General features: G+C 42.0%; 24 protein-coding genes. 9 read left to right on the top strand and 15 right to left on the bottom strand.

What is annotated here, in order from left to right; all coding sequences use genetic code 11:
• Positions 1-14 precede the first annotated feature (14 nt).
• Positions 15-281 carry a UPF0223 family protein gene (locus NST79_RS08090; protein ID WP_014476700.1) on the bottom strand — a complete coding sequence of 89 codons (267 nt, stop codon included), beginning with the start codon at positions 279-281 and terminating at the stop codon, positions 15-17.
• A 184-nt stretch (positions 282-465) separates the two neighbouring features.
• On the opposite strand from NST79_RS08090, the gene speA reads away from it, so the two are divergent.
• Positions 466-1938, top strand: coding sequence for an arginine decarboxylase (speA, locus tag NST79_RS08085; protein ID WP_017694801.1), 1473 nt, complete (start codon positions 466-468; stop codon positions 1936-1938).
• Positions 1939-1978: 40 nt separating this feature from the next.
• Here speA and NST79_RS08080 read toward each other — a convergent pair whose 3' ends face one another.
• Complete coding sequence (locus NST79_RS08080; protein WP_003232305.1) at positions 1979-2098, bottom strand: GapA-binding peptide SR1P; 120 nt, start codon at positions 2096-2098, stop codon at positions 1979-1981.
• A gap of 417 nt (positions 2099-2515) precedes the next feature.
• Here NST79_RS08080 and slp point away from each other — a divergent pair, with 417 nt between their 5' ends.
• Positions 2516-2890, top strand: a complete 375-nt coding sequence (gene slp / locus NST79_RS08075) for a peptidoglycan-associated lipoprotein Slp (protein WP_003245672.1) — start codon at positions 2516-2518, stop codon at positions 2888-2890.
• A gap of 44 nt (positions 2891-2934) precedes the next feature.
• On the opposite strand, the gene lpdA is transcribed toward slp, so the two are convergent.
• From lpdA to NST79_RS08050, 5 genes are all read right to left on the bottom strand, one after another.
• A complete protein-coding gene (lpdA, locus tag NST79_RS08070) occupies positions 2935-4347 on the bottom strand; it encodes a dihydrolipoyl dehydrogenase (RefSeq protein WP_003232309.1) in 1413 nt (470 codons plus the stop codon).
• Positions 4348-4351: 4 nt separating this feature from the next.
• On the bottom strand, positions 4352-5680 hold the full coding sequence (gene pdhC / locus NST79_RS08065; RefSeq protein ID WP_003232311.1) for a pyruvate dehydrogenase complex dihydrolipoyllysine-residue acetyltransferase: 1329 nt from the start codon (positions 5678-5680) through the stop codon (positions 4352-4354).
• Positions 5681-5794: 114 nt separating this feature from the next.
• Positions 5795-6772 (bottom strand): pyruvate dehydrogenase complex E1 component subunit beta, encoded by a 978-nt coding sequence (pdhB, locus tag NST79_RS08060; protein ID WP_003232313.1) that lies wholly within the window; start codon positions 6770-6772, stop codon positions 5795-5797.
• Between the two features lie 3 nt (positions 6773-6775).
• Positions 6776-7891: a pyruvate dehydrogenase (acetyl-transferring) E1 component subunit alpha gene (gene pdhA, locus NST79_RS08055; RefSeq protein WP_003222294.1), complete on the bottom strand. Its 1116-nt coding sequence runs from the start codon at positions 7889-7891 to the stop codon at positions 6776-6778.
• A 423-nt stretch (positions 7892-8314) separates the two neighbouring features.
• Positions 8315-8986 (bottom strand): YkyA family protein, encoded by a 672-nt coding sequence (locus NST79_RS08050; RefSeq protein ID WP_212059059.1) that lies wholly within the window; start codon positions 8984-8986, stop codon positions 8315-8317.
• 213 nt (positions 8987-9199) lie between these two features.
• Between NST79_RS08050 and NST79_RS08045 the strand changes: the two genes are divergently transcribed.
• Positions 9200-9358 carry a YjcZ family sporulation protein gene (locus NST79_RS08045; RefSeq protein WP_003232317.1) on the top strand — a complete coding sequence of 53 codons (159 nt, stop codon included), beginning with the start codon at positions 9200-9202 and terminating at the stop codon, positions 9356-9358.
• A gap of 109 nt (positions 9359-9467) precedes the next feature.
• Positions 9468-10022: a peptide deformylase gene (gene def / locus NST79_RS08040; protein ID WP_003245474.1), complete on the top strand. Its 555-nt coding sequence runs from the start codon at positions 9468-9470 to the stop codon at positions 10020-10022.
• Between the two features lie 35 nt (positions 10023-10057).
• Here the strand turns inward: def and NST79_RS08035 are convergent, their stop codons facing one another.
• Entirely contained in the window at positions 10058-10831 is a 774-nt protein-coding gene (locus NST79_RS08035; RefSeq protein WP_015252170.1) for a Cof-type HAD-IIB family hydrolase, read from the bottom strand.
• Positions 10832-11216: 385 nt separating this feature from the next.
• Here NST79_RS08035 and rnpZA point away from each other — a divergent pair, with 385 nt between their 5' ends.
• Together rnpZA and rnjA are read left to right on the top strand one after the other, a co-directional pair.
• A complete protein-coding gene (gene rnpZA / locus NST79_RS08030; RefSeq protein WP_003222303.1) occupies positions 11217-11426 on the top strand; it encodes an RNA polymerase subunit omega 1 in 210 nt (69 codons plus the stop codon).
• 5 nt (positions 11427-11431) lie between these two features.
• Positions 11432-13099: a ribonuclease J1 gene (gene rnjA / locus NST79_RS08025; RefSeq protein ID WP_003245660.1), complete on the top strand. Its 1668-nt coding sequence runs from the start codon at positions 11432-11434 to the stop codon at positions 13097-13099.
• Positions 13100-13132: 33 nt separating this feature from the next.
• Here rnjA and ade read toward each other — a convergent pair whose 3' ends face one another.
• The 5 genes from ade to abhA all read right to left on the bottom strand — a co-directional run bounded on the left by ade (position 13133) and on the right by abhA (position 18351).
• Entirely contained in the window at positions 13133-14869 is a 1737-nt protein-coding gene (ade, locus tag NST79_RS08020; RefSeq protein ID WP_167559810.1) for an adenine deaminase, read from the bottom strand.
• A gap of 155 nt (positions 14870-15024) precedes the next feature.
• A complete protein-coding gene (gene ktrC / locus NST79_RS08015) occupies positions 15025-15690 on the bottom strand; it encodes a Ktr system potassium transporter KtrC (protein WP_003222311.1) in 666 nt (221 codons plus the stop codon).
• 63 nt (positions 15691-15753) lie between these two features.
• Complete coding sequence (locus tag NST79_RS08010) at positions 15754-16581, bottom strand: gamma-glutamylcyclotransferase (protein WP_167559812.1); 828 nt, start codon at positions 16579-16581, stop codon at positions 15754-15756.
• A 15-nt stretch (positions 16582-16596) separates the two neighbouring features.
• On the bottom strand, positions 16597-17883 hold the full coding sequence (gene kinC, locus NST79_RS08005; protein ID WP_003232333.1) for a two-component sensor histidine kinase KinC: 1287 nt from the start codon (positions 17881-17883) through the stop codon (positions 16597-16599).
• Positions 17884-18072: 189 nt separating this feature from the next.
• The gene (gene abhA / locus NST79_RS08000; protein WP_003244728.1) at positions 18073-18351 is read right to left on the bottom strand and encodes a transcriptional regulator AbhA; all 279 of its coding nucleotides are present in this window, start codon (positions 18349-18351) and stop codon (positions 18073-18075) included.
• A 283-nt stretch (positions 18352-18634) separates the two neighbouring features.
• On the opposite strand from abhA, the gene mreBH reads away from it, so the two are divergent.
• From mreBH to NST79_RS07985, 3 genes are all read left to right on the top strand, one after another.
• On the top strand, positions 18635-19642 hold the full coding sequence (mreBH, locus tag NST79_RS07995; RefSeq protein WP_003245743.1) for a cell shape-determining protein MreBH: 1008 nt from the start codon (positions 18635-18637) through the stop codon (positions 19640-19642).
• Between the two features lie 100 nt (positions 19643-19742).
• Complete coding sequence (locus NST79_RS07990; protein ID WP_003238865.1) at positions 19743-19877, top strand: protein YkpC; 135 nt, start codon at positions 19743-19745, stop codon at positions 19875-19877.
• A gap of 108 nt (positions 19878-19985) precedes the next feature.
• A complete protein-coding gene (locus NST79_RS07985; RefSeq protein WP_003232341.1) occupies positions 19986-21218 on the top strand; it encodes an aminopeptidase in 1233 nt (410 codons plus the stop codon).
• Positions 21219-21251: 33 nt separating this feature from the next.
• Here the strand turns inward: NST79_RS07985 and NST79_RS07980 are convergent, their stop codons facing one another.
• Together NST79_RS07980 and NST79_RS07975 are read right to left on the bottom strand one after the other, a co-directional pair.
• Positions 21252-22163, bottom strand: a complete 912-nt coding sequence (locus NST79_RS07980; RefSeq protein ID WP_212059061.1) for a ketopantoate reductase family protein — start codon at positions 22161-22163, stop codon at positions 21252-21254.
• A 57-nt stretch (positions 22164-22220) separates the two neighbouring features.
• Complete coding sequence (locus NST79_RS07975; protein ID WP_174223267.1) at positions 22221-23843, bottom strand: ATP-binding cassette domain-containing protein; 1623 nt, start codon at positions 23841-23843, stop codon at positions 22221-22223.
• Positions 23844-23946 lie beyond the last annotated feature (103 nt).

The following is a 23946-nucleotide window of genomic DNA, read 5'->3' as shown; positions in this document are numbered from 1 at the left end:
CCCGGCTCTTTTTCTTACATCTTAATCTTCGCGTGATCAGATTCTCTCGCCTGTTTGACCGTGCGATAAGGAGAATATGTACTTTGTTCCTCAAACTCGCCGCATATCTTTTTTTCTTCGGCCTTCCCCGGTACAATTTCCTTGAAACGGCGGTAAGCTTTAAGCAGTTCTTCACGATCCGCCCCTTTTTCATATGCAAGCTCAACCTGCTGGAAAAATGCAATCACATCCACTGCTTCTTCGGTTGTCCAATCTTCATTCATCGGATATTGATACTCCATTTTCTTCACTCCTTATAGATTTACTTCCCTTAAGAGAAAGCATCTTCATTTGATCATAAATTGTTCTTTACATTCTTTCAAGTTCATAATATAATTCATTTGTTTTACGTCTAAAAAACGGTTGAGAAACTGATTTTAATACACACTATTATGCATAGGTATGATTACAAAGGTGGGAAAACAATTGTCGCAACATGAAACACCCTTATACACAGGACTTAAAAAGCATGCAAGCAGACAGCCTGTTCAATTCCATATTCCCGGCCATAAAAAAGGGGCAGGAATGGACCCAGAATTCAGACAATTTATCGGTGAAAACGCGTTAAGCATAGATTTAATTAATATTGAACCATTAGACGATCTGCACGCGCCAAAAGGCATTATTAAACAAGCACAAGATCTGGCTGCTGAAGCATTTGGAGCGGATCATACATTTTTTTCTGTTCAAGGAACAAGCGGCGCCATTATGACAATGGTAATGGCTGTTTGCGGGCCTGGTGATAAAATTATTATTCCAAGAAATGTTCATAAATCAATTATGACAGCTATTGTATTTTCCGGAGCGATTCCAATTTTTATTCATCCTGAAATTGACAATGAATTGGGCATCTCCCACGGCATTACACTTGAATCTGCTAAACGGGCGCTTACCGAACATCCGGATGCAAAAGGGCTTCTCGTCATCAACCCGACATATTTCGGTGTTGCAGCCGACTTAAAAAGCATCGTAGAACTCGCTCATTCGTTTGATGTGCCAGTGCTTGTGGATGAAGCACACGGCGTTCACATTCATTTTCACGACGAATTGCCGCTATCGGCCATGCAGGCAGGAGCGGACATAGCAGCGACAAGTGTACACAAGCTGGGCGGATCACTCACGCAAAGTTCGATTTTAAACATGAGAGAAGGCCTTGTATCAAAAGACAGAGTGCAATCCATCCTGAGCATGCTGACAACTACGTCAACTTCTTACTTGCTTCTTGCTTCTTTGGATGTTGCCAGAAAACGCCTTGCAACAGAAGGCCACCAGCTTGCTGAGGAAACACTAAAGCTTGCCAATCAGACGAGAGATCGCCTCAACCAGATTGAAGGCATTTATTGTGTCGGTTCTGAGATTCTTGGTTCGAAAGCAGCTTACAGCTATGATCCGACAAAATTGATTATCTCTGTGAAAAGTCTTGGCCTGACAGGACATGACGTGGAAAAATGGCTTCGTGAATCCTTTAATATTGAGGTTGAGCTTTCTGATCTGTACAATATTTTGTGTATTTTCACTCCTGGTGACAGCCAAAATGATGCAGACCGGCTTGTAGAGGCTTTAACTGAGATCGCACAGCAAATGTCAGAACAAGATGTAACACATCAGCAAACTGAGGTTCTGCTTCCAGAAATACCTTTATTGGCAATGACTCCGCGCGATGCTTTTTATGCAAATACGGAAGTCATCCCATTAAAAGAAGCATCCGGACGGATTATTGCTGAATTTGTCATGGTATATCCGCCTGGTATTCCAATCTTCATTCCAGGAGAAATTATTACAGAAGAAAACATCAGCTACATTTTTAAAAACCTTGACGCAGGCCTCCCTGTTCAAGGACCTGAGGACTCGACTTTACATATGATCCGGGTCATCAAAGAACAAAAAGCAATTCAATAAAAAATAAAAAGCATGCGGCTTAAAGCCGCATGCTTTTTTTTTACTCTTCATCAACAGGACATTGACATTGTCCGCAGCAAGTTCCATATAATGTTGTCACTTTCTCATCTTCAAAGTAATGAATGGCTTCGTTGCAATCTTGGCAAACAATCGTACCCATCTCTTATTCCCCATTTCTTTGAAATTTGAAAACGCTTAATTTCTTTTGTTGTTATTATATTAATATGTCACATTTAAAATGTCAACAATAAACTGTATAACACATTTAATTTTAGATCATCATATAGACCGTGCTTTTCCATTTTCCCTCATACAATATCTTCTTCATACAGAAGCTTTACTCGATATATATGCCACAGCACATAATGTAATTTCACGTTTTCTTGAACTTTCATCCAAGAATGCAGCAAAAAATTCAATATACCCAGGTTGCTATTTTAAACGATTGATATAATATGTAATTTCACTTTAAAAACGGTTTCAATTATATAACAATTAGGTAACAAGAAGCAGATTAAGCCGCCTCTCGTGATAAACTAAAGCTAGTTAACTACTGTTTATACAGAGGAGAAGATAGATGCGATATCGCGCGGTATTCCCCATGCTGATAATAGTATTTGCTTTATCGGGCTGTACGCTTTCCACCATCAATCCGATGAAAAAAAGCCGGATTGACAACATTCATCATACACAAATCCTGTTTTTTTCTGATGAGAACCAAATAGACCAGGAAGCGCCTTATTACGATGCACTGCTTGATTTAGAAAAAGATTATCCCGAGCAAATAGATAAAATGAAGGTCTATGATAAAAAAGAAGGCTGGGAAGATGAGATTGAAACTGTCCCTACCCTTATGGTTGTTGATCAGCGCCATGTCGTGGTGAAAATCGAGGGATGTGTGAAAAAGAAAGAAGACATCATTAAACCATTACAGCATGTGCTGTCAAAATAAAAAAACAGCCCCGCTTTGAGCGAGGGCTGTTTTTGATATGAAAATTATTTTACGATGTGAATCGGACTTCCGATTGCCACTTCAGCAGCTTCCATTGTGATTTCGCCCAATGTTGGGTGAGCGTGAATTGTCATCGCGATATCTTCAGCAGTCATGCCGCCTTCAATCGCTAAGCTTAATTCAGAAATCATATCAGAAGCACTTGCTCCGGCGATTTGCGCACCGATCACAAGACCGTCCTCTTTACGAGTGATCAGCTTCATGAAGCCGTCTGTTTCGTTAAGAGAAAGTGCGCGGCCGTTTGCTGCAAATGGGAATTTAGCAGCAACAATGTCAAGACCTTCTTCTTTCGCCTGTGCTTCAGTGTAACCAACTGATGCAAGTTCAGGCTCAGAGAAAACAACCGCAGGAATACCAAGGTAATCGATTTCTGCAGGCTCTCCAGCGATAGCTTCTGCTGCGATTTTACCTTCGTAAGATGCTTTATGAGCAAGCGGCGGTCCTTCGATGATATCACCGATTGCATAAATGTTAGGTACGTTTGTGCGGCACTGTTTGTCAGTTTTCACGATACCGCGGTCCGTCATTTCGATACCGACTTGCTCAAGACCAAGCTCATCAGTGTTTGGACGGCGTCCTACTGTAATCAATACGTAATCAGCATCAACAGTTTTTTCTTCGCCTTTTACTTCGAAAGTAACTGTTACGCCGTCTGGTCTTTCTTCAACGCCTTTAGCCATCGCGTTTGTATGGATTTCAACGTTGCCTTTTTTCTTCAGTCTGCGTGTAACGAGAGAACTCATTTGTTTTTCGAAGCCAGGAAGAATTTCATCTCCGCCTTCAAGAATAACAAGTTCAGTACCGAAGTTAGCATACGCAGTTCCAAGTTCAGTTCCGATGTATCCGCCGCCGATAACAACGAGCTTTTTAGGAATTTCTTTAAGAGCCAAAGCACCAGTTGAATTCAGCACACGCTCACTATATTTGAAGTTTGGCAATTCGATAGGACGAGATCCAGTAGCAATGATTGCGTTTTTGAACGTGTATGTTTGAGCAGAGTTCTCATCCATCACACGAACTGAATTGCTGTCTACAAAGTAAGCTTCACCTTTTACAACATCTACTTTGTTGCCTTTAAGAAGACCTGCTACACCGCCAGTAAGCTTGTTGACAACAGAAGCTTTCCATTCTTGAACTTTTGTGAAATCAACTGTTACATTCTCAGCAGTGATTCCCATGTCATCAGAATGTTTTGCATTCTCATAACGGTGACCTGCATTGATCAGCGCTTTTGAAGGGATACAACCAACGTTCAGACAAACGCCTCCAAGAGTTGCTTTTTCAACGACTGTTACTTTTTGTCCAAGCTGTGCAGCGCGGATGGCAGCTACATAGCCGCCAGGTCCCGCACCAATTACAAGAGTATCTGTTTCAATAGGGAAATCTCCTACTACCATAACATTACGCCTCCATTAAAATTAATTGTGGATCGTTCAGTAAACGCTTGATGTGATTTAATGCATTTTGCGCAGTTGCTCCGTCGATCATACGGTGGTCGAAGCTGAGAGAAAGAGCTAAGACTGGAGCTGCTACGATTTCGCCATCACGAACAATCGCTTTTTCTGCAATGCGTCCGATACCAAGAATCGCAACTTCTGGATGGTTGATAACCGGAGTGAACCATTGTCCGCCGGCAGAACCGATGTTTGTAATTGTGCAAGATGCGCCTTTCATTTCAGCTGGAGCAAGCTTGCCTTCACGAGCTTTTGTTGCAAGGCCATTGATTTCATCAGAAATTTCAAAGACAGATTTACGATCTGCATTTTTCACAACCGGTACAAGCAAGCCTTTTTCAGTGTCAGCAGCGATACCGATGTTGAAGTAATGTTTTTGGATGACTTCATCTGTTTTATCGTCAATTGACGTGTTTAAAACAGGGAATTTTTTCAGTGCAGATGTAAGAGCTTTTACAACGTAAGGCAAGTAAGTCAGCTTGATTCCTTGATCAGCAGCAACCTGTTTGAACTGTTTACGATGTGCAACAAGGTTTGTTACGTCCACTTCGTCCATTAACGTTACGTGAGGAGCAGTGTGTTTAGAGTTAACCATCGCTTTTGCAATTGCTTTACGGATACCGCTCATTTTTTCGCGTGTTTCTGGGAATTCGCCCTCTGGAGCTGGTGCAGCAGCCGGTTTAGCAGCTGTTTCTTGTGGTGCAGCTGTTTCTTGCGGTGCAGCTTCTTGCGCTCCTCCGTTTACAAAGCTGTCGATATCTTCTTTTACAACACGTCCGTTGTTGCCTGAACCAGTAACCTTACGGATGTCTACACCTTTTTCACGTGCATATTTACGTACGGAAGGCATAGCGATCACGCGTTTGTTCGGGTCAACTTCAGCTTGATCCTGCTGTCCTGCGCCAGTAGCTTTTGCAGGCTCTTGAGCTTGCTCTTCTTTCGCAACGTCTTGTCCAGCTTCTGCAGTTGACTGAACTTGTGCTTCAGTTTTCGCATCGTCAGACTCGTCGCTGCCTTTAAATTGAAGATCTTCGTAACCAGGTGCATCAAACGTAATAATCGTTTGTCCAACAGTTGCAACCGTTCCCTCTTCAACTTTTAATTCTAATACTTTTCCTTTAACAGGTGAAGGAATTTCTACTACTGCTTTATCATTTTGGACTTCAGCCAGTACATCATCTTCGTCTACCTCGTCGTTAGGCTTGACAAACCATTTTACGATTTCGCCTTCGTGGATACCTTCCCCGATATCTGGAAGTTTAAATTCAAATGCCACAGTTCTCGACCTCCTAGTTTGATTAAGCAATTTTAAAGTTTACATCGTAAGCATTGAAAACAGATATATAATAGAGGGAAAACGTTCATCTTCCCTCTCGATTATGCAGTTTGATTAAAATTCAAGCACTTTTCTTGCTGTTTCAAGAACGTCTTTATGGTTTGGAAGCCATACGCTCTCCGCTTGAGAGAAAGGAAATACTGTATCTGGCGCTGCAACGCGAAGTACAGGTGCTTCCAAGCTCAGGATCGCACGGTCATTAATTTCTGCTACTACGTTTGCAGCAATACCGGCTTGTTTTTGTGCCTCTTGAACGACAATCGCGCGTCCTGTTTTTTCTACAGAGGCGATAATTGTATCGATATCAAGTGGGCTTACTGTACGAAGGTCGACAACTTCAGCAGAAATGCCGTCTTTTTCAAGCTCATCAGCAGCTTTTAATGATTCATGAACCATTGCGCCGTAAGTGATGATTGAAAGATCAGTACCTTCACGTTTCACGTCAGCTTTTCCAAGCTCAATTGTGTATTCTTCTTCAGGAACTTCCTGACGGAAAGAACGGTAAAGCTTCATATGCTCTAAGAAGACAACAGGATCATTGTCTCTGATCGCAGAAATTAAAAGTCCTTTGGCATCGTAAGGAGTTGATGGAATAACAACTTTGATACCAGGCTGTTGTGCAACAAGACCTTCCAAGCTGTCAGCGTGAAGTTCAGGAGTATGAACACCGCCGCCGAATGGAGAACGAATTGTTACAGGTGAAGTCCAGCGTCCGCCAGAACGGTAGCGCATACGAGCCATTTGGCCAGAAACTGAATCCATTACTTCATAAACAAATCCGAAGAATTGGATTTCCATTACCGGACGGAAGCCGTTTAAGCCTAAACCAAGGGCAAGACCGCCGATACCAGATTCAGCAAGTGGCGTGTCAAACACACGGTCTTCACCGAATTCTTTTTGCAATCCTTCTGTCGCACGGAATACGCCGCCGTTTACACCAACGTCTTCTCCGAAAACTAAGACATTTTCGTCATTTTTCAGTTCTGTGCGTAACGCATCCGTGATTGCTTGAATCATTGTCATTTGCGCCATGGCTTACTTCGACTCCTTCTGTGTATAAATTTCAAATTGCTCCTCAAGGTTGTGAGGCATTTTTTCGTACATGATTTTCATTAAATCAGTTACTTTTTGCTTCGGTTCAGCATCAGCTTTTTTGATCGCTTGCTTAATTTCTTCTTTCGCATCCTCAATCACTTTTGCTTCTTCTTCTTCAGACCATAAGCCTTTGTTTTCAAGGAACGCACGGAAACGTACAAGCGGATCTTTTTGTTCCCACTCATTTTCGATTTCTTTTGTACGATATTTAGTAGGATCGTCACCAGCCATTGTGTGCGGGCCATAACGGAATGTAAGTGTTTCAATTAGTGTTGGACCTTCGCCGTTGATTGCGCGCTCGCGTGCTTCAGCAGTTGCTGCGTATACAGCAAGCGGATCCATTCCGTCTACTTGTACGCCGACAATACCGGCAGCTACAGCTTTTTGTGCAATTGTTTCAGCTGCAGATTGTTTTTCAACAGGAGTTGAAATCGCGTAACGGTTGTTTTGCACCACGAAGATTGCAGGTGCTTTATAAGCTCCGGCAAAGTTAATTCCTTCGTAGAAGTCCCCTTGAGAAGCTCCGCCGTCACCAGTGTAAGTGATTGCGACAGCTTTCTTACCGCGTTTTTTAAGACCTAGCGCAACACCGGCAGTTTGAATGTATTGAGCACCGATAATGATTTGTGGAGAAAGGGCATTCACATCATCAGGCATTTGGTTTCCTCTGAAATGTCCGCGAGAGAAAAGAAACGCTTGATATAATGGAAGGCCGTGCCAAATTAACTGAGGCACATCACGGTATCCAGGAAGAACAAAGTCTTCTTTTTCAAGCGCGAAATGCGTTGCAATCTGAGAAGCTTCTTGACCCGCAGTAGGAGCGTAAAATCCGAGACGTCCTTGACGGTTTAATGAGATAGAGCGTTGGTCAAGCACACGCGTAAATACCATGCGGCGCATTAGCTCTTTTAATTGATCATCAGTTAAATCAGGCATCGCCGCTTCATTCACGACTTCTCCCTTTTCATTTAAAATTTGGAACGTTTCGAACTGCTTTTTAATGGCATCAAATTGCTTCTTACTGTCAACGATAGCTTTTTTCGTTTTTGCAGCCATACTAAGTCACCTCTTCCTTTCTTTTAAACAGTCATTAGACGTGCATTCCTTTTATACATACAAACTTAGGGTACCCTAAAGTATCAGCAGTAAGTCGTATTATATTTTAGCCGATCCCCAGTTTGCCAAAACCTTTTATGTAGGATAGTTACACTCTGCTTTGAACTGTATTATTTCGAAGTTGTAAAAAACTAATACAACACCGCTTAACATGGATTAGTTTACACCAAATAAAGAAGAACCGTCAATCGTTTTCATCGCTGATTTTCAATAAATGTATTCGCTTTACATTTTCATCAAAAAAACAGATGCCAACCGCACCCAAAACTGTACTAGTATACCTTACTATGCTGTACTACAATAGAAATGAAAATTTTGAACGAAATCCGAATCGCATTTCATTCAAAAAAAGAGCTGATCGAGTCAGCTCTTTTTCACACGATAGCCTGCAGCATCATATAAATCTTCCCGGGCTTTATTATATTTTTCGGTTTGTTCATTAAATTCTCCGCTATATTTAAGGATCTTTTCATAAGAAGCATTGACTTTATCGATCTGCTGATCCAGATCATCTCTTGTCAAATCTTTGTCTTTCAGCTGCATATACAGTTTTTTATTAAGCTCAAGCGCTTTTTTATACTCTTTATACATAGTGCCATATGATGTATATCTTTTTTCCATATGGTTTGCTGCGGCATCGGCCTTTTCTTTTATGTCTTTTTCCTTAATATGTTCCGCTGACGTTTTTGCTTCCTCAAATTCTGTTTCCGATTTTTTCATGCTGTCATTTTCAAGCTTTAGGTGTTCTTCGCGCTTGCTGACATTTTCAAGCGCCTTATTAGATAAAGCAACAATTTTTTTATAATCATCCATATTGAGCTTCATAACACTATCGTAAAGCTGATTTTCTTTGGCCTCTAATTCTTTGAGTGTGTTTTGTTCTTCTTGAAACTGCTTTTCCGATTCCGCGGCTTTTTCTAATGAATGATGAAGTGAATCAACCGGGTCCTGTCCCATGCATCCTGTTAATATTAGTGCCATGGCACAAAAAGCTCCGATCTTGATTCCAGTCCGCCGTTTTATAGCGTCTTTCACGTTAAATCCCCCAATCTTGACAATTTCTACTATAGAATCCATGGGGACATTTGGCAATAGCCGTGCTGTATAAATGCAATACTGAAATTAAATCAAAAAAGTGAAAAATCAGGACAGATGACCATACAACTTTTTTGTTTTTACATAGGTTATATTAGACGCTATGCCTACTTATAAAGGCTCTGGCGTAATTAAAAGAGGAGGTTATGTAATATGTATGGATATGGTTACGGCGGAGGCTGCTGCAGTTATGGTGGTTACGGATATGGTGGCTGCGGATATGGCTACGGCCGCACCTTTGCGCTAATCGTTGTTTTATTCATTCTGTTAATCATTGTCGGAGCTGCTTATTTAGGTGGAGGCTGTTGCTAACCACACAGCATGAAATTGACCAGCCATATACGGCTGGTCATTCGTTTCGTTGCACCTTTGTGAAGAAATCCGATATAATTTACATATTAAGCTTTAGGAGTGAAGTTTCTTGATTACTATGGAAAACATCGTACGTGACGGCCATCCAGCCCTCAGAGAGACTGCCGAACCTGTTGAGCTGCCTCCAACTGATGCAGAAAAACAGCAGCTGGCCGACATGATCGAATTTGTTAAAAACAGCCAAAATCCAGAATTAGCCGAAAAATACAAGCTGCGCCCTGGCGTAGGACTCGCAGCTCCTCAAATTAATATCAAAAAACGAATGATCGCCGTTCATGCGGAAGATGCTTCCGGTAAATTATACAGCTATGCTCTGTTTAATCCTAAGATCGTCAGCCATTCAGTTGAAAAAAGCTACTTAACAAGCGGCGAGGGCTGCCTCTCTGTAGATGAAGCGATTCCCGGTTATGTTCCCCGCTATGCTCGCATCAGAGTAAAAGGAACAACACTAGAAGGCGAAAATATTGATATTCGTTTAAAAGGATTTCCGGCTATTGTGTTTCAGCATGAGATCGATCATTTGAACGGCGTTATGTTCTATGATCATATTGACAAGGAAAATCCTTTCAAAGAACCTGAAAATGCAATCGCAATTGAGCGCTAAAAGAAAAAACGGCTGGCACAATGCCAGCCATTTCTTTATTTTAAAAGGCCCAATTCTTTGACAGCGTATGCAATTCCATCCTCGTCCACCGGTTTTGTTACAAAGTCCGCGATTTCTTTCAGTTCGGGAACAGCATTTCCCATAGCAACGCCTGTCCCAACATATTCAATCATTTGCAGATCATTTAATCCGTCGCCGAAAGCATATGTATCGCCGATATCAAACGGAAGACGCTCAATCACTTTTTTGATTCCTTCTGCCTTCGAACCTCCGTGCGGCAGAACATCAGTCGATAGCTCATGCCAGCGAACTAGATCAAACTCAGGAAAAGCGGCATAAGCTTTTTCTTCTTCATCCTGACAAAATAAAAGAAGCTGAAAAATTTCTTTTCCTTCATAAAAAAGGTCATCGGTCTCTGGGTAATCGGTTTTAAGGCTGCCGATTCCCTCGAGAACATGAGGGTGATCCGCAACAGTCGCTTTCATCGTGTCCTCAGCCATAAACACAACAGGATGCTTGCCTTCATCCGCCTGCTTTAATAATCGCCTGATTGCATCTTCAGGCAGCGGATTTTTATAAATCACTTGATTTTCAAAGACAACAAACTGTCCATTGTAGGAAATAAATGAGTGGATGCCCAGCTCCTCCAAAATCGGCTTAACCAAAAATGGAGACCGGCCGCTGGCAATAAACACATGATGCCCTTGGCGCTGCAGCTCCGCCACGGTTTTTCTCGTACTTTCCGGTATATTCTTATCATGATCATATATTGTGCCGTCAATATCAAAAAAGATTAATTTAGAATCCATCGCAACTTCCCCTTTATCGTCTTGGTCTGCAATTCCCACCCTCATCATACAAAAAGATTGTCATTCAGCAAACAATTTCGTTCAAAAATCATATTAAATTCCATTAATAACCACGAAAAGTCTTCCTCAATCTCCGTATACTATTTGTATAAAAAAACTCTGGGACAAATATTTTAATAAAGGAGGAACTGGCTAATGCTGCGTAAATTAAGAAAGAAACTCAGAAGACAATGGAACGGAATGCTCCGTAAGAAAGCAATTGCCTGACAAGGGATCTTTCACTTTTTGAGAGATCCTTATTTTGCTCAAGGCTTTCCTTATATTCCGTTTTCGAATATAATAGAATGAGCGAGTCTAACATACGGCATTTAAGGAGAGATTTGGAATGATTTATAAGGTATTTTATCAAGAGAAGGCTGACGAAGTACCTGTTCGGGAAAAGACAGATTCACTTTATATTGAAGGCGTATCTGAGCGTGACGTCAGAACAAAGCTGAAAGAAAAGAAATTTAATATTGAGTTTATTACACCTGTTGATGGTGCATTCTTAGAATATGAACAACAGAGCGAAAATTTTAAAGTATTGGAGTTATGAGCGGTATGAAATTTGTAAAAAATGATCAGACTGCTGTTTTCGCCCTCGGAGGTTTGGGCGAAATCGGTAAAAATACGTACGCGGTGCAATTCCAGGATGAAATTGTACTGATTGATGCGGGGATCAAGTTTCCCGAGGACGAACTGCTCGGAATTGACTACGTCATCCCTGATTATACGTATTTAGTCAAAAACGAAGATAAAATTAAAGGGCTTTTTATCACCCACGGGCACGAAGACCACATCGGTGGTATTCCATACCTGCTCAGACAAGTGAATATTCCTGTATACGGCGGAAAACTCGCGATCGGCTTACTTCGGAATAAACTTGAAGAGCATGGATTATTGAGACAGACGAAACTGAACATTATCGGCGAGGATGATATTGTAAAGTTCCGCAAAACGGCTGTGTCATTCTTCAGAACAACACACAGTATTCCGGATTCCTACGGCATTGTTGTAAAAACGCCGCCCGGAAACATCGTACATACTGGGGATTTCAAATTCGACTTTACTCCAGTCGGCGAGCCGGCAAACTTAACGAAAATGGCCGAAATCGGTAAGGAAGGCGTTTTGTGCCTTCTTTCAGACAGCACAAACAGTGAAAATCCGGAGTTTACCATGTCTGAACGCCGTGTAGGAGAAAGCATTCATGACATTTTCCGCAAGGTGGACGGCCGAATTATCTTCGCTACATTTGCGTCGAATATTCACCGCTTGCAGCAGGTAATTGAAGCTGCTGTACAAAATGGAAGAAAAGTTGCCGTATTTGGACGCAGTATGGAATCGGCTATCGAAATTGGACAGACACTCGGTTATATTAACTGTCCTAAAAATACGTTTATTGAGCATAACGAAATCAATCGTATGCCTGCTAATAAAGTAACAATTTTATGTACAGGAAGCCAAGGGGAACCAATGGCGGCGTTATCAAGAATTGCAAACGGCACACACCGCCAAATTTCAATCAATCCTGGGGATACGGTCGTATTTTCTTCATCCCCTATCCCAGGCAACACAATCAGCGTGAGTCGAACAATCAACCAGCTGTATCGTGCGGGTGCTGAGGTTATTCACGGCCCTCTTAACGATATCCATACATCCGGTCACGGCGGACAAGAAGAACAGAAGCTGATGCTTCGTTTAATCAAGCCTAAATTCTTCATGCCGATTCACGGTGAGTACAGAATGCAAAAGATGCATGTCAAGCTTGCAACAGATTGTGGCATCCCAGAGGAAAACTGCTTTATCATGGATAATGGTGAAGTATTAGCACTTAAAGGCGATGAGGCTTCAGTTGCAGGAAAAATCCCGTCCGGTTCAGTGTACATTGACGGAAGCGGTATCGGTGATATTGGCAATATCGTACTTCGTGATCGCAGAATTCTCTCTGAAGAAGGACTTGTCATCGTTGTTGTCAGCATTGACATGGACGACTTCAAGATTTCAGCGGGTCCAGATTTGATTTCCAGAGGATTTGTGTACATGAGAGAATCTGGCGACTTGATCAACGACGCTCAAGAGCTCATTTCAAATCACTTACAAAAAGTAATGGAACGAAAAACGACTCAATGGTCTGAAATCAAAAACGAGATTACAGACACTCTTGCGCCTTTCTTGTACGAAAAAACAAAGCGCCGTCCAATGATCCTGCCGATCATTATGGAGGTTTAAAAAAAGAGGCACTCCCTAAGGGAGTGCCTCTTTTTATTGCAGTGATATGTGTTGAAATGATTTTACATCGAATAATCCCGTAGTCGTCATTTTAATATCAGGAATGACAGGCAAAGCTAAAAACGACAATGTCAAAAATGGATTAAATCCGCCTGTGAAACCGATTAACGGCAATTTATCATGAAGCGTCAGCAAGCTTTGATTCACTTGCTCTGCAGATTGGTCGGATAATAACCCTGCAATCGGCAACGGTACTGAATGGAGCTCTTCCCCATTTTTTATAATCGTTAATCCTCCGCCAATTTCCTGCAGCTTATTAACTGCCGCCGCGATATCCTCATCATTCGTTCCGACAGCAATAATATTATGGGAGTCGTGTGAAATGGTTGTGGCAATCGCTCCGCTCTTGAATCCAAAACCTTTCACAACACCAAGTCCGGTTTCTTTCAATCCTTTATGCCGCTCGACAACTGCAATCTTTAACAAATCAAACTCAGTGTCAGGCTCAAATTCGCGGGCATCAGGAGCCGGAACTTGTACTAATCTTGTTTCAAGCTGATTTGGTATGATTTGAATGACATTGATTTGCTGCTCTGAATCGATTGGCATATGAAAATCCTGTTTGTTAAGAGGAGCAGCAAGCTTAACAGAATCAAGCAGTGCCTGATCTGGTGCTGCAGTTGAAGCATGATCCTGATAGACCGCTTTGCTGTCTTCAGCAACAGTCTGCCCTTTTACCATCGTCATTGTGACAGTGACATTTTCCAGATCAGATACAAAGAGCAAATCAGCGTCAAAACCCGGGGCAATCGCTCCCTTTGTATCTAATCCGTAGCACTCGGCCGCATTGAGGCTTCCTAATTGATAGGCTAAAAACGGATCAAGTCCGGCTTGAATCGCCATTTTCACCTGATGGTTTACACTTCCCTCTGACAATAAATCATCCACATGCTTATCATCCGTACAGAAAAAGAACCGGCGTGCGTTCTTTTCATTTACCGCCGGCAGCACATTGAGCGTGTTTTTGGCGACTGATCCTTCACGCATCATGACATACATGCCTCTTCTGATACGATCAAGGGCTTCTTCCTTCGATGTTACTTCATGGTCGTTTAAGACAAAGGCGGTTCTGTAAATGTTAATGAGGTCTGTTGATAAACCAGCTAAATGACCGTCTATCCGTTTTCCTGCCACACGGGCATCGAGCAGTTTCTGAACCATGTCTTCTTCAGCCTGCTGAACCGACACATAATCCATAACTTCAGCCAGCCCTAATACTTCTTCTTCTTCTTCATAAAAAGGCTTGAGATCGGCAGCTTTGAGAATTGCGCCTGATCGCTCAAAACTTGCGGCAGGCACACTGGAAGGAAGCATAAAATGGATATTCAGCGGTGTATGCCGAGCTTGTTCAAGCATAAACACAATCCCTTTTTCACCAGACACATTCGCGATCTCATGCGGATCTGTAACGACCGTCGTCACGCCATGAGGCAACACTGCTTTAGCGAACTCAATCGGTGTAACCATTGATGACTCAATATGTACATGTCCATCAATAAAACCCGGAACAATCATTTGTCCCTCTGCATCAATGGTATTTTCGCCTTCATACTCACCGAGGCCTACAATAACTCCATCTGTAATCGCAATATCTTCATATATCCATTCTTGATTATATACGTCCATGATTTTTCCGTTCTTAATGACGATATCAGCTTTTTGTCTTTTGGCCGAAGCATTCAGCCTATTGACTAGCGCTTCTTTATTCAAATAGGCCCCTCCTCTTTTTTATTATATGGTACAATATGCTATCGGAACGCCTGTGCTTAGTCAATGAAATTTTAAGAACTTGGCGCTCAGTTCATTAAAGTTGTTATATTCTGATAATATGAAAAACCGCCCTTTGAGGACGGCTTATTTGACTGCTATTTTGTATGAAGAACTCTTTTTTCGAAACGGGAGATGTCTGTAACTGATCCAATAACAATGAGTATATCTTCTTGGTGGATGACTTCGGTTGCAAGCGGTGATACGATGACTTCCTTGCCCCTTTTTATGGCTACGATGTTAATACCGTATTTCGCGCGAATATCTAAATCGAGAAGTGTATTTCCAGCCAGGCGGCTGTTAGCTACGATTTCAACAAGACTATGCTCTTCAGACAGCTCCAAATAGTCAAGTACATTGTTGGACACGATATTATGCGCAATTCGTTTTGCCATATCGCGTTCCGGGTGGACGATGTGATCCGCGCCAATTTTAGACAGCACTTTTTCGTGATAATCGTTCTGCGCTTTAACTGTAATCGTATGGACGCCAAGTTCTTTCAGAATGAGTGTCGTTAAAATACTCGCTTGAATATTTTCCCCGATTGCTACAATAACGTGGTCAAAATTTCGCAGGCCTAAATTTTTCAGGACAGATTCGTCTGTCGAATCACCGATAACTGCGTGAGATGCAATCTTGGCATACTCGTTGACTTTATCTTCATCGATATCCATTGCCATAACCTCGACGCCTTCTTCGCTTAATGCTTTGCAAATACTGCCACCAAAACGGCCCAGCCCAATTACCGCAAATTCTTTTTTCATCGTGGTGCTCCTTTATACGGACATGATATTGATCAAATTTTATCATATTCTTTTGTTACAGTGTTATCCTTTTGGCAGCGAATTCATATACCGCTTGAGCTTTTCAGTAAACTCAGGCGACAAATACAGCTCCGCTCCGCGTTCGATTTCAATCTGATAGTGCTGAGGCGGGGCAATTTCCGCTTCTTTTTGGAGGACGAGAAAGGTTAAGCAGTCTTTGTAGTGCCTTCCGCCAGCTTCAACGTCTACAAATGCCGGCCGATACGTAAGAGATTCGACACCCTCCCTTTTATATAGATAGGAGAGAGCAGAATAAGGAATACGGTATAAAACGCCTTCTGTTGTTCCTCCGTCTTCCAACATGTCCGCTCTTGAACCGTCATCCCTTTTTAGCGTGAAGCAAGTTGTGTATCCTTTTAAAACAGCTCTTCCTACTGGATCTTGAAAATAGTGATCGACTCCCGCTTTTTGAAAGCGGGCATTATCCATGCATGATCCATAGGCAAAATAATAAATGGGATTTTTCGATTTGCTGATCATCTGATGTTCTTTCCAGTCGCCGCTGCTTATTTTCGTAAAGCCGGCAAACCCGTCTTTGTTCATAAAATAAATAAGCGCATTTTTAATCCCGACATCCGTTTCTACAAACACCGTTTGTTTATGATATCCTTGAAAAAATTGATCGAGGTTATGTATACACAATTCATCTGCTTCATATACTTCGCCGTATATATAGCCTTCACCATTAAAAACAGCTGTGGGCCCCTCTTTTGCAGCAAACAAACTTCCCTTTGTTCTCGCCTGCTCATTGATACATGCCGATTGTGCCAGCAAATGATGGTTTTTTTCATGCTTTCTTAATGTCCCGTATACAAACAGAAGCGAGTTCACTTTATTTTTCTCCTCTCAGCTGTCTGATTTTAAAGGCAAAACCACTTGAAAGACGCTGCCTTTTCCAGCTTCACTTTCGATTTTCAATTCCCCGTCATGTTCCTTCAGGATTCTCAAACAAATGGGAAGTCCCAGTCCAGTGCCCTTTTCTTTTGTTGAATAAAAAGGTTTGCCAATCTGCTTCAGCTTTTCCTGCGGCATGCCGTTTCCTTCATCCTTTACGCTTATCACTGCATGAGAGGCGGTTTTAGCAGTTGAAATGGTGACGACACCGCCCTTTGGCATTGCCTCAATTCCGTTTTTAATGATGTTGATAAAGACCTGCTTCAGCTGATTTTCGTCTCCATTAATCATACAGCCATCTGTCTCTTTGAAATTTTTCTCTATGACGATATTGGACAGAATGGCATTGGTATCAAGCAATGTCGTGACTTGTTTCAAGATCTCATTAAGCTGGTGTGTTTTAAATGTGATTGCCTGCGGTTTTGCAAGCAGCAGCAGCTCGCTGAGCACTAAATCGATTCTTTTAATCTCTGAAAAGATGATGTCAAAATAGTCTTTTCTGTCCGGATATTGTGTTTTCATAATCTGGAGGAAACCGCTGACAGATGTTAAAGGGTTTCTGACCTCATGAGCAATACCTGCGGCAAGTTCACTTGTGATTGATAGTTTCTGGGATTCCCTCGCCAGCCGTTCATTAATCTCAATGAGCTCATCTTCAGCCTCTTTCCGCTCAGTGATATCTGACATTGTACCCAGGCTGCCTGTAAATTGGTCATCCCGGTCATAGTAAAGTTTATAATGAACTTCTCCCCAAAAAATCGTGCCGTTTTTTGTCACGTATTTTGCCGTAAACATGCCAGAAGACGCTTTGTTTTGGATTTGGGTGTTAATGTGGTCGGCTACGTGCTTTTCTTTTATGAAGTAATCGTTATACATTGTTCCCATACATTCACTGATTGAAAACCCGGTTATAGATGCCCACGCTTGGTTTAAATATGTAATTTCACCTTTTGCATTCGTTTGAAATACGATTTCCTGCAAATTATCCATGATGCGGTTTTTTTCTTCAGAAAGCTGTTTATACTTCCATTCGTTATCCTTCATTTTCTTAACCAGCTGCTGTTTCTCATCAATATAATAAGCCAACATCCAGACACTTACCAGCGTGACTGCAGTATACACAATATCAACAGGCCAATTAATCGGGTTTTTGCCTATAAAATAAAATAAATAATCCCAAAACATTATAAAAATCATTGCCAAAATGATGGAAATGATACGAGCTTGATATTTTCTCATATGACCACCTGCCGCTTGTGTTTCTCTACTTATTGTACCATTCTTCGACAAATAATTGAGTAAAATATGTAAAGTATCCCAAATCATTCATTACCAAATATCTTGATGTCTTATCTTAGGCGGCGGTAATCAAAAATTGGCACGCAAAAAAGGCGGAGATGATATCACTCCGCCTTTTTTAGCATAATTTTATTCTTTTAAAGCGGCTTGAATTTCTTCGAGAAGCAGCTGTGCACCCTCAGGGCTTAGCGTAATTTTACCGTTGCCGTATTCTTTATTTTCTGAAGTGATTTCTCCAGTCATTAAACAAACGCCATGAGGTTTGTACTTTTTCAAGATAATTTTATCTCCGTCAACAAAAAACTCAATGCTGTCTTTTATGGCAATATCCAATGCCCGTCTCAACTCAATCGGCATGACAATGCGGCCTAATTCATCTACTTTTCTCACAACACCTATTGATTTCATAAAAACCCTTCTTCCTTTAAATGTTTCTTTTCTCATGTAATGTTTTAAGGATGTACCTCAATATATCGTAGACGAATGAAACTTTGAAAAAGTTTCCCGCTTTCTATAAGAATTACAAGATATTTTTTCCATAAAACCGAAAAATGTATTACTTCTGTTACACAGTTCCTTGATTTTTTACAAAAACATTTCTTTACCGACGCACACCCCCAAAAATCGCAGTATTTCTGAGAAACTTTAAATGTAGAATCATATTAAATTAGGATAGAGATTGGGTGAAAACATGTTTCAATCAACTGAAATCGGGATTGACTTAGGAACAGCTAATATACTTGTTTACAGCAAAAATAAAGGGATTATCCTAAATGAACCATCTGTTGTCGCAGTGGATACGACGACAAAAGCAGTGCTTGCAATCGGAGCTGACGCGAAAAACATGATCGGTAAAACACCGGGAAAAATTGTCGCTGTCAGACCGATGAAAGATGGCGTGATCGCAGACTATGATATGACAACTGACCTGCTAAAGCACATTATGAAAAAAGCAGCAAAAAGCATCGGCATGTCGTTCAGAAAACCGAACGTAGTCGTTTGCACACCATCAGGCTCAACAGCAGTAGAACGCCGCGCCATCAGTGATGCGGTGAAAAATTGCGGCGCGAAAAACGTTCATTTAATCGAAGAGCCAGTTGCAGCCGCCATCGGAGCGGATTTACCGGTTGATGAGCCGGTTGCCAATGTGGTAGTAGATATCGGCGGAGGGACGACAGAGGTCGCTATTATTTCCTTCGGTGGCGTTGTTTCCTGCCATTCTATCAGGATCGGCGGAGACCAGCTTGATGAGGATATCGTTTCTTTCGTCCGTAAAAAATACAATTTGCTGATCGGCGAACGCACAGCTGAGCAGGTAAAAATGGAAATTGGCCATGCTCTGATTGAACATATACCAGAGGCAATGGAAATTCGGGGACGCGACCTCGTGACAGGTCTTCCAAAAACCATTATGCTTCAATCCAACGAAATTCAAGATGCAATGCGTGAATCCCTCCTGCATATTCTTGAAGCCATCAGAGCGACACTTGAGGACTGTCCGCCTGAATTGAGCGGAGATATTGTTGATCGCGGCGTTATTTTAACAGGCGGCGGCGCGCTCCTTAATGGAATTAAAGAATGGCTCACAGAAGAGATTGTCGTGCCTGTACACGTGGCGCAAAACCCGCTTGAATCTGTAGCAATCGGCACAGGCCGTTCTTTAGAAGTGATTGATAAGCTGCAAAAGGCAATTAAATAGTCTTTACCCGCAAAATTCTCACACGCGGCAAATTTCTTGCTTCTTTTTTCCTCACTTCCTTCATATTGTGGGAAATGGAGAAACGTTAAGGAGGAAACAGATGCTAAGAGATTTAGGAAGAAGAGTAGCGATCGCAGCCATTTTAAGCGGAATTATTCTTGGAGGCATGAGCATTTCTTTGGCAAATATGCCTCATTCGCCTGCAGGCGGCACTGTAAAACTGAATCATCCATAATATTGAAAAACCCAAGACGTGTCGTTTTGGGTTTTTCACTTTGGGCTCCTTCTTTCCTTTATAGGATCATATTTGATATGATGAGAAAAAAGCTTGGAGGAATGATTCATGGATTCATTTTCACAGAAATTAAATACATATGCACAGCTGGCGGTAGAAGTCGGCGTTAATGTCCAAAAAGGCCAGTATGTAGTCGTAAATGCTTCAACAGACGTTCGGGATTTTGTCCGTTTAATTGTAAAACACGCATATGAAAAGGGCGCAAAAAACGTCACCGTGAATTGGCAGGATGACGAAGTCGCCAAATTAAAATACGAACTTGCGCCGTTTGAAGCATTTGAAGAATATCCTGAATGGGAAGCAAAAGGCAGAGAAGAGCTTGCCAAAAATGGAGCTGCTTTCATTTCTGTTGTGTCGTCAAACCCAGACTTGCTAAAAGGTATAGATTCCAAACGGATTGCGGCATTCCAAAAAGCAGCAGGCAAAGCATTACATACATACAGACAATATATTCAATCAGACAAAGTCAGCTGGACTGTCGTAGGTGCGGCATCAGCAGGCTGGGCTCACAAGGTGTTTCCTGGCAAATCAGAGGAGGAAGCGATCCACCTTCTGTGGGAAGAAATTTTTAAAGCGACGCGCGTAAATGAAGACAACCCGGTTCAGGCGTGGATCAATCATGACCAAAATCTTCATGAAAAAGTTGACCATTTGAACGAGAGACATTACGCTGCCTTACATTATCAAGCTGAAGGAACTGATTTAACAATTAAGCTGCCTAGGAAGCATGTTTGGGCAGGTGCGGGAAGCGTGAATGAAAGCGGCCATGAGTTTATGGCCAATATGCCGACAGAAGAAGTATTCACGCTGCCGCAAAAAGACGGGGTTGACGGAGTGGTATCAAGCACAAAACCATTAAGCTACGGCGGAAATATTATTGAAAATTTCACCCTGACGTTTGAAAATGGCCGTATAGTCGACATTAAAGCTGAAAAAGGTGAGGATATTTTAAAAGAACTGGTGGAAACAGATGAAGGTTCTCACTATTTAGGTGAAGTGGCACTTGTTCCTTACGATTCGCCTATATCACAATCAAACATTCTTTTCTATAACACGCTGTTTGATGAAAACGCGTCAAATCATTTGGCGATCGGAAGCGCCTATGCCTTTAATATTGAAGGCGGAAAGCAGATGTCTCGTGAAGAGCTTGTCAAAGAAGGCCTAAATGAGAGCATTACACACGTGGACTTTATGATCGGTTCTAAGGATATGAATATTGACGGAATTACGGCAGACGGGAAAAGAGAGCCTATCTTCAGAAACGGAAATTGGGCTTTTTAAGTAAATAAAAGGAGGCTTTTCCGCCTCCTTTTTTTATTTTTCTGCTTCATACATTTGCAGATTCGCATAAACTGTTTCTAATACTGGTGCAGCGAGAGATAAACGTTTAGCTTTTTCAAGCAAAAATCCATGCAGGTGGTCGCCTTCTGTCGTTTGGCCGTTTTCCATATCCCGAAGCATGGAGGACTTCATATGATAAGACATGCTGGTCATCGTACGAAAGCTCTCTTCCTCAAGATCCGGATCAGCCGGAACACCTTCTTTTCGTAAAACAGCGCAAATTTCCCCAATAAGAGTTTGGGCCGTGTGACGTCCGGCTTCTGTGGCGAGGATTGGGCCAAGCGGTCGTTGAAATAACGTTGTGATCCCCGCTTGCGCTACAATAAAGAGATACTTTTTCCAAATGTCCTTCTCGATATGCCCGCTAATGATGACTTCAGCCTTCACACCTGAAAACGCCTCTTCAAGCGCTCTTATCCGCTCCGTACGCTCGCCGTTCCATTCTCCAAATACAAAACGATGCGATGCGCTCGTATGATGAATTTCTCCTTTGTTGTCTAAAGCACTTTCTATAAAACACAGGCCGCCCAGCACCTGTTCTTTTGAAAATGCCGCAAATAGCTGCTCATAGTGGCGGTACCCATTTAAAAAAGGGATAATGACAGATTCCTGATGGATAAATGGTTTGACATCGTCTATCACTTGACCAAGCGAGTATGCTTTAGAAGCAATGATAACGACATCAAATTGCCCTGTTTCTCCGGCACTGATTAGTTCGGGCTGAAATGATACATTCCCTTTTTCACTATGGATGACAAGCCCGGTTTTTTTCAGCTGCTCAGCTCGTTTTTGGCGCACGAGAAATGTCACATCATTTCCTTTCTCCGAAAGCCGTCCGCCAATATACCCACCTACTCCACCTGCTCCGACAACCAAAAATTTCATGTTGTGATCTCCTTTCATATTTAGGTATCAAAAAAAGCAGAGAAATCTCTGCTTTTTTTATTCCGCGTATAGTTCAGTCAATTTTTTCTGCACATCAGCATTTTCAAGGAACTCGTCATAGCTCATTTGCTTATCGACGATGCCGTTAGGTGTAATTTCTATAATTCTGTTGGCAATGGTCTGCACAAACTGATGGTCATGGGAAGTAAACAGCATAGCGCCTTTAAAGCTGATTAAGCCGTTATTGAGCGCTGTAATGGACTCTAGGTCTAAATGGTTAGTCGGCTCATCCAAAATTAAAATATTGGCGCCAGAAAGCATCGCTTTCGACAGCATACAGCGGACCTTTTCTCCCCCGGAAAGTACATTTGCTTTTTTGTGGACTTCTTCTCCAGAGAACAGCATGCGTCCTAAGAAACCGCGTAAAAAGCTCTCACTTTGGTCGTGCGGAGAATATTGGCGAAGCCAGTCTACAAGGTCCAGATCACTGCCTTCGAAATATTCGCTGTTGTCTTTTGGAAAATACGCTTGAGATGTGGTAACACCCCATTTAAACGTTCCGCTGTCAGCTTCCATTTCCCCGGAAATGATTTTAAACAGCGTAGTAACAGCAAGTTCGTTTCGGCCAGTGAAAGCAATTTTATCTTCTCGATTCATAATAAAGCTGACATTGTCAAGCACCTTTACGCCATCGATTGTTTTTGTTAAGCCTTCCACGCGAAGAACATCATTTCCGATTTCCCGTTCCGGCGTGAAGTTAACATAAGGATAGCGGCGGGAAGACGGTTTAATATCATCCAGCGTGATTTTTTCGAGAAGTTTCTTTCTTGATGTAGCCTGCTTAGATTTAGACGCATTGGCGCTGAATCTAGCGACAAACTCTTGAAGCTGTTTAATCTGCTCTTCTTTTTTCTTGTTCGCTTCTTGAGAAAGCTTTAACGCCAGTTGGCTTGACTCGTACCAGAAATCATAGTTTCCGACATAGATTTGAATTTTGTTAAAATCAAGGTCGGCAATGTGCGTACATACTTTATTTAAAAAGTGACGGTCATGGGATACGACAATAACTGTGTTTTCAAAGTTAATCAGAAACTCTTCAAGCCACTGAATTGCCTGAAGGTCCAGGTGGTTCGTCGGCTCATCGAGCAGCAGAACATCCGGCTTGCCGAATAATGCCTGTGCCAAGAGAACTTTTACCTTCTCCGAACCGCCGAGGTCTGCCATCTTTTTTGTGTGCAGATCTTCTGAGATACCAAGGCCTTTTAACAGGATCGCAGCTTCACTTTCCGCTTCCCAACCGTTCAGTTCCGCGAATTCACCTTCTAGCTCAGCAGCACGAATCCCATCCTCATCTGAGAAATCAGGCTTCATGTAAATAGCGTCTTTCTCCTGCATGACTTCATACAGGCGTTTGTGGCCCATAATGACCACTTTCAGCACTTCATACTCTTCGTACTCAAAATGGTTCTGCTTCAAGACGGCAAGACGCTCGCCAGGACTCATATGCACGTCGCCTGTCTGAGGCTCGATTTCGCCTGACAGCACCTTTAGAAACGTTGATTTACCGGCACCGTTTGCACCAATTAACCCATAGCAGTTGCCTGGGGTAAATTTAATATTAACATCTTCAAATAACTTGCGATCCGCAAACCGCAAGCTTACATTATTTACAGCAATCATTTATTATCCTCCATCATGTCTATCATCAATAAAAGTATACCATGAATGCAGGGCAAGAGAAATGATTCCCTGATAAAACAGAGAGAAAACACTTATACACCCA

This window comes from Bacillus sp. PS196 (assembly GCF_037963555.1).
GTDB classification, from domain to species: Bacteria; Bacillota; Bacilli; order Bacillales; family Bacillaceae; genus Bacillus; species Bacillus subtilis.
Note: the sequence above shows the minus strand (reverse complement) of the source record. Positions and strands in the feature narration are given on the sequence as shown.